Below are 10,042 nucleotides of genomic sequence, written 5' to 3'. Positions count from 1 at the left end.
CGGTTTAACAGGAACGACACCCAACCAACCGCCAGAAGCCAACCCTGCCAACTCCAGCCTAGGGCCAAACAGCAGCGTCCCGGTGCCCGGATTGGGAGGAAATGACCCCGACGGGTCGATCGCCTCCTACACCATCAACACCCTGCCGCCAGCGGCCCAAGGCATCCTGTTTTTAGGAGATCCAGCCAACGGCGGAGTCGCCGTGACACCGGGTCAAGTTTTGACACCGGCACAAATAGGACAACTATTTTTCCAATCCACAGGTAGCTTTACCGGTGCCAATTTTACTTACAGCGCCACAGATAACAGCGGCGCAGTCAGCCCCCCAGCTAACGCGAATCTCGGTTTAACAGGAACGACACCCCCACCGACTCCAGCACCAGTACCAACACCCACTCCCACACCATTACCAATACCGATTCCAGCACCGACTCCAGCACCAGTACCAACACCCACTCCCACACCAACTCCCACACCGACTCCCAACGAACCGCCAGCAGCCAACAATACTAACCTCACCCTAGAGCCCAACAGCACCGCGCAAATTCCGGGATTGGGAAAAAGTGACCCCGATGGGTCGATCGCCTCTTACACCATCAACACCCTGCCGCCAGCGGCCCAAGGCATCCTGTTTTTAGGAGATCCCGCCAACGGCGGAGTCGCCGTGACACTGGGCCAAGTCTTGACACCGGAACAGCTAGGACAACTATTTTTCCAATCCACAGGTAGCTTTACCGGAGCAACTTTCAGCTACAGCGCTACAGATAACAACGGCGCTACCAGTCCCCTGGCTACCGCTACTCTCGGTTCCACAGGATCAACTCCCACACCAAATCCCCTAAACTTACCGCCAGTAACCAACAATGCTAATTTCACGGTAGACCCCAACAGCAGCGCGCGGGTGCCGGGATTGGGAGGAAGTGACCCCGATGGGTCGATCGCCTCTTACACCATCAACACCCTGCCGCCAGCGGTCCAAGGCATCCTGTTTTTAGGAGATCCAGCTAGCGGCGGAGTAGCCGTGACACCAGGTCAAGTCCTGACGCCGGAACAAATAGGACAACTATTTTTCCAATCCACCGGCGACTTTACCGGTGCCAATTTCAGCTACAGCGCCACAGATAACAGCGGCGCTACCAGCCCCGCCACTGCTACAGTTGCCGCTATATCCCCGACTTCCAACCAACCGCCATCGATTAACAATGTTAACTTCACGGTTCCGACTAACGGCATCGTGCAGGTGTTGGGATTGGGAGGAAGTGACCCCGATGGGTCGATCGTCTCTTACACGATCACCAGCGTCCCCCCAGCTAACCAAGGAGTCCTGTTCTTATCAGATTCAGTCAACGGCGACGTACCCGTGACAGCCGGTCAAGTTTTGACTCCGGTACAAATAGGACAACTATTTTTCGTAGCCACAGTTGACTTTAACGGAGCAACTTTCAGCTACACGGCGACCGACAACCTCGGCAAAGTCAGCCCCGCTAGCGCTACTGTTGCTGCTATCTTGAGGCCAGTTGGAACTGTTCCCCCACTCGTACCAACACCAACACCAACACCAAGACCCGCGCCCGGTATCTCAAATCCGATCGGGGAAACAGATACCGACTGTTTGTGTCAGCCGATTATTGAAAAACCGGGAATTAACTTTGCGCCCCCGCAGCAACCACCCGCAGTTGGATTTATCCAGCCGACTTCACAATTTTCAGAGGAACAAACCACCAAAGGAACCGACGGCGATGACTTTATCGCAGACACCAAAGGCAACCAAAAAATTGTCGGTTTTGAAGGCAACGATCTGCTTTTAGGTGAAGAGGGCGCGGACGAAATTTACGGCAACGAAGACAATGACAGGATTTTTGGGGGAATTGACACCGATATTGTTTACGGAGACGAGGGCAACGATATCGTATTTGCAGGCAAACAGAACGACTGGATTGCCGGCGACTTAGGTTCTGACACCTTGTTTGGAGATCGAGGTGCGGATACGATTCTCGGAGACACCGGGCAGAACAACTCCCAGAGTCCTGACGATGCTCGCGATTTGATTTTCGGAGGCGAGGCAGCAGACCTCATTAACGGCAACGAGGGCGACGATACCCTCCATACCGGCAAAGGTGACGATATTGCTCTTGGAGGTAAAGAAAATGACTTAATTTGGGGCGAACTCGGCTCCGATACGTTGTTTGGTGGCATCGGCTCCGACACCTTGTTTGGCGGCATCCGCGACCAAAGGGCCAGCGACTCTCAGGGACGTGACTTGCTGTACGGAGGCTTCGGTAACGACTTCCTCAACGGCCAACAAGACAACGATACGCTGGTTGCAGGCAAAGATAACGATCGCGCTTACGGAGGTAAAGGCAATGACATCATCTACGGTCAATTAGGCTCCGATACCCTCTACGGCGGTCAAGGAGCCGATACTCTGCTCGGCGACAGTGGCAGTTCCCAGTCGATCGGGGATATCGGGGAACAAGACTTCCTGTTTGGTGGCAGCGGCAACGACATCATCGGCGGCGGCCACGGTAATGATACCGTGCAAGCAGGTAAAGGCAATGATTGTGTTTGGGGCGGCAAAGATAATGACCTGATTTGGGGCGAACTCGGCTCTGATACCCTTGTCGGCGACAGCGGCGACGACACCATGTACGGCGGTGCTCGAAGTCGAGCTCAAGATGTTGGCGGCCAGGACGTGCTTTTTGGCGGCATCGGTGCTGATGTGCTGTTCGGGGATGAGGGTGACGATACCATCAGTGGTGGTCAAGACAACGACTTGATTTACGGCGGTAAAGCTAACGACCTCATACACGGAGATCGGGGTGACGACTTGATTTACGGCGGTGACGGCAGCGATGAACTCTGCGGTGACGAGGGCAGCGATACCATATATGGCGATCGTGCTGATAACCGGGGTGTCTCGGTGGGCGCAAACGACCAGCAAGACTGCATCAACGGCGGTGACGGCGATGACTTGCTCTACGGCAACGAAGGGCAAGATACTATCAACGGAGATATTGGCAGCGATAGCCTGATTGGTGGTAAAGATAGCGACCTGCTCAATGGGGGTACTGGAGATGACTGGCTGTTTGGCGACTTGGGCGACGATACTTTAATTGGAGGTATTGGGAGCGATCAATTTGTGTTGAATGGTGAGGGCGGCACTGATACTGTGATTAACTTCGAGGTGGGCGTCGATAAGTTTGTTTTGAGCGACGGCTTGAGTTTCCAGCAGTTGCAATTTAGCGCCACTCCGAACGGTACGTTGCTGCTAGTAGCAGGAACCGATCGGGTTTTAGCGAATCTGGTTGGGGTTAAGGGGGTGATCGGCTCCTCGGATTTCCTACCAAATCTCTCTGAACTGTAGAATTGGCGGCGAAAGTCTCCTGTTCTCAGAACAAAAAGCCACAGCAGATCACAACTTCTGTGGCGTTCTTCACAATACTCAATCTGGGTTAGAAACTGTGTAACTCGGCCTTTGACATCGCTCTTACAGTTGCCTTTTTCCCCTCTCTAAAATGCTAAAAAATCAAGGTGTATTCAAGCCGGGTTTGGTATAAAATCATTTTTTTTAGCCTCGGAATTATTCATAAGTCTATTATCTTTATCGGCGTTAATCAGCCTCAATCCCTTGTCATCTGCAGTTAATACATTCTATTTTTTTAACCGCAGATGAGGGCACATAAACACAGATTAACGCCGATAAATTTCTGTTGCAATCTCTATGATTATTGACGAGTTTTTACGCCCGACGAGGCTACCGGAGTTGATCTAACTTTATATGGGGTTTTTCAGGTGTCCCCAGGTACACAAGGGTTAGTAGATCAAGTGTTTACTACTAAATAATTTTAGTGTGTTGTGCGATCGGGCTTAAGAGCAAACTAAAATTCATCACTAATTCCTCATACCCATTCCATTGATTCACAGTTCGGAAGTCAAAGATACACGGATAGCTAGTTTTTCCTTTTTCCTGCTTCGACCCAATTCCCCACGATCAATTCCAATACTTAGCTTAAGATAGCGAAATCTGCTTACGTAAAAACAGCCGGCGCGGCTGGCCGAACAGCCAACCAGTCCAATTCCAATCCACCTGTTGCAAGCGATAGCCGGCCTGATAGTACAACTGTCGCGCCGCGTGATTATTTTCCAGAACGTGGAGGTAAATCTCAGAAAATCCCCATTCTCTGGCTGTCTCCTCGCAGTTGCTGAGCAATTGTTGAGCAACCCCCTGCCGCCGATAGTCGGGGTGAACGGCTAAATTCGACAAATAAGGATAGTCAGAATTAGGGATTTGCCAAGGAAATCGAGAACGCAGAGCCATTTCTACTGTTCCTGCCATGCGCTGAGCTCGGTGCGATCGATAATTCTGCGTTCCCTCGTCGCGCGAGACTAGCTCAGCAACCAGACAAATGTAATGTTCGGCCTTAGAACGCAGTCGATTTTTTAAATCTTCGTAAATGCCCAAACGTAACACTGGATACACCCATTCTACAAACCCCTCGCGGGAGTGAAAGCTCATGGCTAAAATATCAGCTAGCTGCGTTAAGTCGTTGGGCGCAGCCACCCGGATCGAAAAACCAGAAAGTCCGGGAGTTTGTTGTTGGTGAGATGGTGAGGAAAAAAATGAAGGATTCACAATGCCAGGCCACTATATTAATTTTTTTACGCTGGTTTCTAAGCTACCCTCTTAGAAAATTTACTGATGTTATACTAATCTTATAACGTAACTTATAGGCATAGTTTATTATCCCGATTAAATTACATTTTTTTGTGTTTGACTTTAAGTAGTATTTGAGGTAAATAGAAATTTTTGAGCCTTTAATACTCTAGTTCTGAAAGAATCAAACTCATCCGATAATACTAGATTTGTGGATCAGCTATTTGGGCTTTAACTTGAAGCTTAATCCCTGGCTTTGGGCCGGGATCACAAGAGTTTAAGTAAACAGTAGCTTACAAATTAAATTCGCGACAGCTTAGGGGGCAAGGTATTAAAAACAATCACAAAGGTTTTAAGGTCAGGTTCCCGGCATCCTACCGCTCTCTGCTTACGGAAATACCCGATCGAATATAATTTATCCGTCAAGCGGTAGTTGAAAAACTCAACGACTTATCAGACTAACACCGGGCGCGCTGGCGTGTCGGATGTTCCCCGCCGCCCCCCGGCCTGGCACCCCAGCTTTCAGGAGTTCTCGGCAATCCATCGCCCGTCCTCGATCGAACCGGCCTTACCTGTTGAGCTAGGGGGTACTTTTCCAACCTCCTAATTTAAATTTGGATGCCTGAAAACAGTCTGCAGGGTTTTTCCCCGTCGGTTCGATACTCTGCTGCGCGCGAGCGAGACCTTCAAAACCTCGATCGAGCTGATGGACCCCGCCCAAAAACCAATATACGCCACCGACACTGGCCGTGGAGAGATCGAAATTTTAGACCCTAGTTCAAGCTCCGCGATTCATCTGTGGAGTAAATCTAAAATCTAAAATCTAAAATCGACTGATAGGTTTCCACAGAGTACATCCCTAGCTAAGATTAACAGATGGATGCTCGATATTGCGGTGTTTCGCCACAGTAATTGGCTTGGGTGTTGGTCTGCAAGAGGCACAAAAAATGCCGAGATCGGGGAAAAAAGTGCAAGTCTAACTAAAATGGTACAGCAATTGCGTCACTCCCACAGACACCTCTGTGGTCTGTGGGCCACCCCGGAATACCAGTCAGGGGCTCAACGCCGGATTGTGGTCGGTATCCTTGGCTGACTGTTAAAGTTGCTGTTAGTTGTGGGAAAAAACACAGGCGAAGATGTTGGTTGTCTATTGTATCTTGCTGCGGGCAGCTTTCACATACCAAATAAAATAGTCCCAGGAGCCTGGCTCAAACATAAATTTGGCAAATCAACTCACAATCAGGACGGTTATTCCTATGTATTCTGAGATATCCAGACGGCAATTAAAATGGCCAGATCTGTGTTTGCTCTCCTGCTGCATCAAGTTAAGGGGTGAAAGAAAATTATCGGGAGACGAGTTTATGTGAATATCATTAAATAATAAAATTGGGATGCACGACAGATAACTGTGGCTCAGAAGAATTCCGAATTGAAAACCCAGACATCAAAAATCAAGGTTGATGCTTGCCTCCCACACTCACAACAACTTCATATTCACGAATTATTGTGATACCGTTTTCCAAAAATAATGGCGCTCTAGGCAAACTCCCAATCCTTATGTCATCAGTCATTCGTAATCGTAGAAAATCGAAAATCGAAAATCGAAAATGGTATGACTTCAGCAATTTAAATCTGCGAATTCTTCCTTTAATCAGACTTATTAAATCGAACAGCCCCGGAGCACAGGAGAACGGTGCATGAATTCCCAAGAAAATCCTAAGCTAAAAATTCTGATCGTCGATGACGAACCGGATAACCTCGACTTGCTTTACCGCACCTTCCATCGAGACTACAAAGTGCTCAGAGCCGAATCTGGCCCCGCTGCTCTCGAAATTTTGGCAAAAGAGGGAGAAGTTGCGGTGATTATCTCCGACCAGCGAATGCCAAAAATGAGCGGTACGGAGTTTCTCAGCCTGACGGCGGCTCAGTACCCCGACGTGATCCGAATTATTTTAACTGGCTATACGGATGTTGAAGATTTAGTTGAAGCTATTAACGCTGGCAAAGTATTCAAATACGTTACCAAGCCTTGGGATGCTCAAGAGCTGATAAATCTTGTCAGTCAAGCTGTTGAGACTCACAATCTTTTGAAAACGCGCACCAATGAACTGCGCCGTGCTTTGAGCCAAGAATCGCTGCTTTATGCCGTTACCAATACTATCCGATCGGCTCCCAATTACCAGCAAATGCTGCAAAGAATTGTGGAAACTGTCGGGCAGATGTTTGAGGTGAGTTGCTGTCTGCTACGGCCGTTCCAAGACGGTCGGGTGGCCGATGAGTGGTTCGTTTATCAGAAAGCCGAAACTAAAGGGTTGGGGGGCGATGAGGAAGTCACGCCCGGAGATGCTTGTGCAGCAGAACTCTCTCCAGATTTGCTGCCGGATTTGGTTTGGGAAACTCTGGATGTGGAGGTGATTCAAGATGCCCAAACTGACTCACGAGTTTTAAACTCGGATAATCAGCAACGACAGCAGGCTTACGAAGCTGCCAATATTCGATCGAGCTTGATCGTACCGCTGTTTTACAAAATCGAACTGATGGCAGTCTTGGCACTGCACCAGTTCGATCGACCGCGCCAGTGGCAAGACCACGAGGTACAGTTGGTAATTACGGTGGCAGACCAAGCCGCTTTGGCGCTTTCTCAAGCCCGGGCTTACGAACGGGTCCGGGCGCTGGCAAAGCGCGAGGCCTTAGTCAATACTATTACTACGGCAATTCGATCGAGTCTAGATCCTCAAAATATTTTTGCAGCCATTACTCAACAGCTCGCCCAAGCTTTGCAAGTTGACGGCTGCGCCCTATCTCTGTGGACAGAAGATGATGAATACGTCCAGTGTGTGGGGCTATACGACACAACCAGGGATACTGTGGCTGTAGAACAGGGTTTTAACAATCCAGAGGTAGTTGCGAACCCTTCTGGCCCTGAGACGGCTTCTGCCACTGCCGATGGTAACGCTGGCGACTGGGTTTTTGCCCATCCTTCCCTGCCGCAGTCTTTGGTGCCGATTCGGGGCAATCCGGTGTTGCTGCAACTTATAGTATCAAAAGAGCCGGTGGCGATCGAAGATCTCGATGAACACCCTGAGTTAAATGTTACAGAACTGCAAGTTCGATCGCCAGCCCGCGCCTTGTTAGTTGTTCCCTTACTCTCAGAAGGCAAAATTATCGGCAGCATTTCCCTGCGCCAAAATCACAGCATCCGTCGCTGGAACCTCTCAGACATTGACCTGGCTCAAATAGTCGCAACTCAAGCGGCTCTAGCCGTGCAGCAGTCGCGCCTCTACCAGACTACCAGACAGCAGGCAGAACGGCTTCTGGAAGCCGATCGGCTCAAAACCGAGTTTTTCCAAAATATCTCCCACGAGTTCCGCACGCCTCTAACTCTCACAATCGGCCCTCTCGAATCAGCTTGCGGCCGCAAAGAAGACTTGCCCTACGAACAAGCCGTAATCGCTTTGCGTAATTCCCGCCGCCTCCTGCGCTTGGTAAATCAACTGCTGGACTTGCAGCGACTTGATGCCGGACGGATGCAGCCGAGTTTTCGCCCCTGCGATTTAGTCGGTTTCTGTTACTCTACTGCAGAGTCGTTCCGCGCCTACTGCGAGAAAAAAGGACTCCACTTAATTACCCAACTGCAAGAATGTCCTTTACTTTATTTGGATCTTGAAAGATTTGACAAAGTTATTTACAACCTGCTATCAAATGCTGTCAAATTCACCCCAGAAGGCGGAACCATCACCCTGAAAGTGGAATCCGCTGGCGCTCACTGCTTGTTACAAGTAAAAGATACGGGTATCGGCATTCGCACCGAACAAATTCCCTATTTATTCGAGCGCTTTCACCAAGCCGAAGGTTCTGCTAGCCGTTCCTACGAAGGCAGCGGTTTAGGTTTGGCACTTGTCAAAGAATTAGTCGAACTCCACGGCGGTCAAATTTCCGTTGAGTCAGTTTACGGCGAAGGTACTACTTTTACCGTTTGGCTGCACTTTGGTTCGACTCACTTGCCCCCGGAACAGGTACTAGAAATACCTGCAGAGTTTCACTCATCCAAAGCTGCGGTGGAACTGGCAGATGTGGAGGCGGAATTGTCTGAAAATGATGCAGACAATCATAACTTTGAGGCGCTCCAACCGATCAGATCGGAAACAGCAGTGGGAACGGTTTTGGTGGTTGACGACAATCCCGATTTGCGCTTTTATGTGTCGGCAATTTTGCGAGATTCGGGTTTTGCAGTTTTGCTTGCCCGCAACGGACAAGAAGGGTTTGCCGTGGCTAAAAAACGCCGACCCAATTTAATTATAACGGATTTGATGATGCCTTTGATTTCGGGCTTGGATTTGATTAAGATGATTCGAGAGGATGAGGAATTGCAGGGCACTCCGGCAATTTTGCTGACTGCTAAAGCCGATGAAGATACTCGAATTGAAGGAGTAGAAAGGGGTGCGGATGCTTATTTGTCCAAGCCTTTTAATGATCGAGAATTGTTGGCAGAAGTGCGGAATTTGATCGCCCTCAAACAAAACGAGCGCCGAGTTCAGCAGTTGAATAGTTATTTAACTGAATCGGTGCTGCGACGATTTTTGCCGCCGTCGATGGTGAAGGCCGCAGCGGCTGGAGATTTGGCCCTGGATTTGCGCCCGGAACCGCGATTGATTACTATTTTGTTTAGCGATATTGTTGGTTTTACTGAAATGGCAAATACGCTGCGATCGCGCCGGGTAGCTGAGCTTTTGAATGAATATTTGGCGGCAATGACTAAGGCTATTTTTGACAGTGGCGGTACGGTGGACAAGTTTGTTGGAGATGCGGTAATGGCTTTCTTTGGCGCGCCGGAGGAACTAACGCCTAACGAGCAAGTACGTCGCGCTATAGCTGCTGCAAGGCTTATGCTGCGAGCTCTCAAGGAGCTTAACCAGGGCTGGTTGGAGCAGGGAATTGTTGGGGAAAATGGGATGCCTCCGGTGCGGTTTCGCTGCGGAATTCACCAGGGTACTGCGGTGGTGGGGATGTTTGGCGGTCCCGACCGATCGGATTATACTGCGATCGGCCCGAGCGTAAATATTGCCGCCCGCTTGCAAGAGGTGACGGAACCAAACACCGTGCTAATTTCGGCGGCGGTGGCAGATTATGTTGAGGAAAATCGCATTGTTAAATATAAGCCTTTGAAACTAAAGGGAATTGATGAAACGGTATTGACTTTTCTACTAAATTGTGATTAGTCATTATAAGTATTATATGTTGATATCCCACGCACAATTTCGGGAACAACATATTCCTAAATAAGTAGATGAGCGGGAAAATATGTATGTAGGTGCGATTCGTTTAGCCGAAACCCGAAAGGGGGGATGGCTAGCATCGATGGGGTAAACCCTCTAGGGTTAGAGTTCG

3 protein-coding genes are annotated in these 10,042 nt (G+C 49.5%); 2 read left to right on the top strand and 1 reads right to left on the bottom strand.

Features of this window, described 5'->3' with window-relative positions:
* A partial coding sequence (locus QUA27_RS19580) for an Ig-like domain-containing protein (RefSeq protein ID WP_445251527.1) occupies positions 1 to 3,364 on the top strand: 3,364 nt, incomplete at its 5' end.
* Positions 3,365 to 4,009: 645 nt separating this feature from the next.
* Here QUA27_RS19580 and QUA27_RS19575 read toward each other — a convergent pair.
* The gene (locus QUA27_RS19575; protein ID WP_333069860.1) at positions 4,010 to 4,633 is read right to left on the bottom strand and encodes a GNAT family N-acetyltransferase; all 624 of its coding nucleotides are present in this window, start codon (positions 4,631 to 4,633) and stop codon (positions 4,010 to 4,012) included.
* Between the two features lie 1,718 nt (positions 4,634 to 6,351).
* Here QUA27_RS19575 and QUA27_RS19570 point away from each other — a divergent pair.
* Positions 6,352 to 9,873, top strand: a complete 3,522-nt coding sequence (locus tag QUA27_RS19570) for a response regulator (RefSeq protein WP_333069859.1) — start codon at positions 6,352 to 6,354, stop codon at positions 9,871 to 9,873.
* Positions 9,874 to 10,042 lie beyond the last annotated feature (169 nt).

Origin of the sequence: Microcoleus harperi Pol14_C6, from assembly GCF_036701295.1 — a bacterium.
Classification (GTDB): domain Bacteria; phylum Cyanobacteriota; class Cyanobacteriia; order Cyanobacteriales; family Microcoleaceae; genus Microcoleus.
Note: the sequence above shows the minus strand (reverse complement) of the source record. Positions and strands in the feature narration are given on the sequence as shown.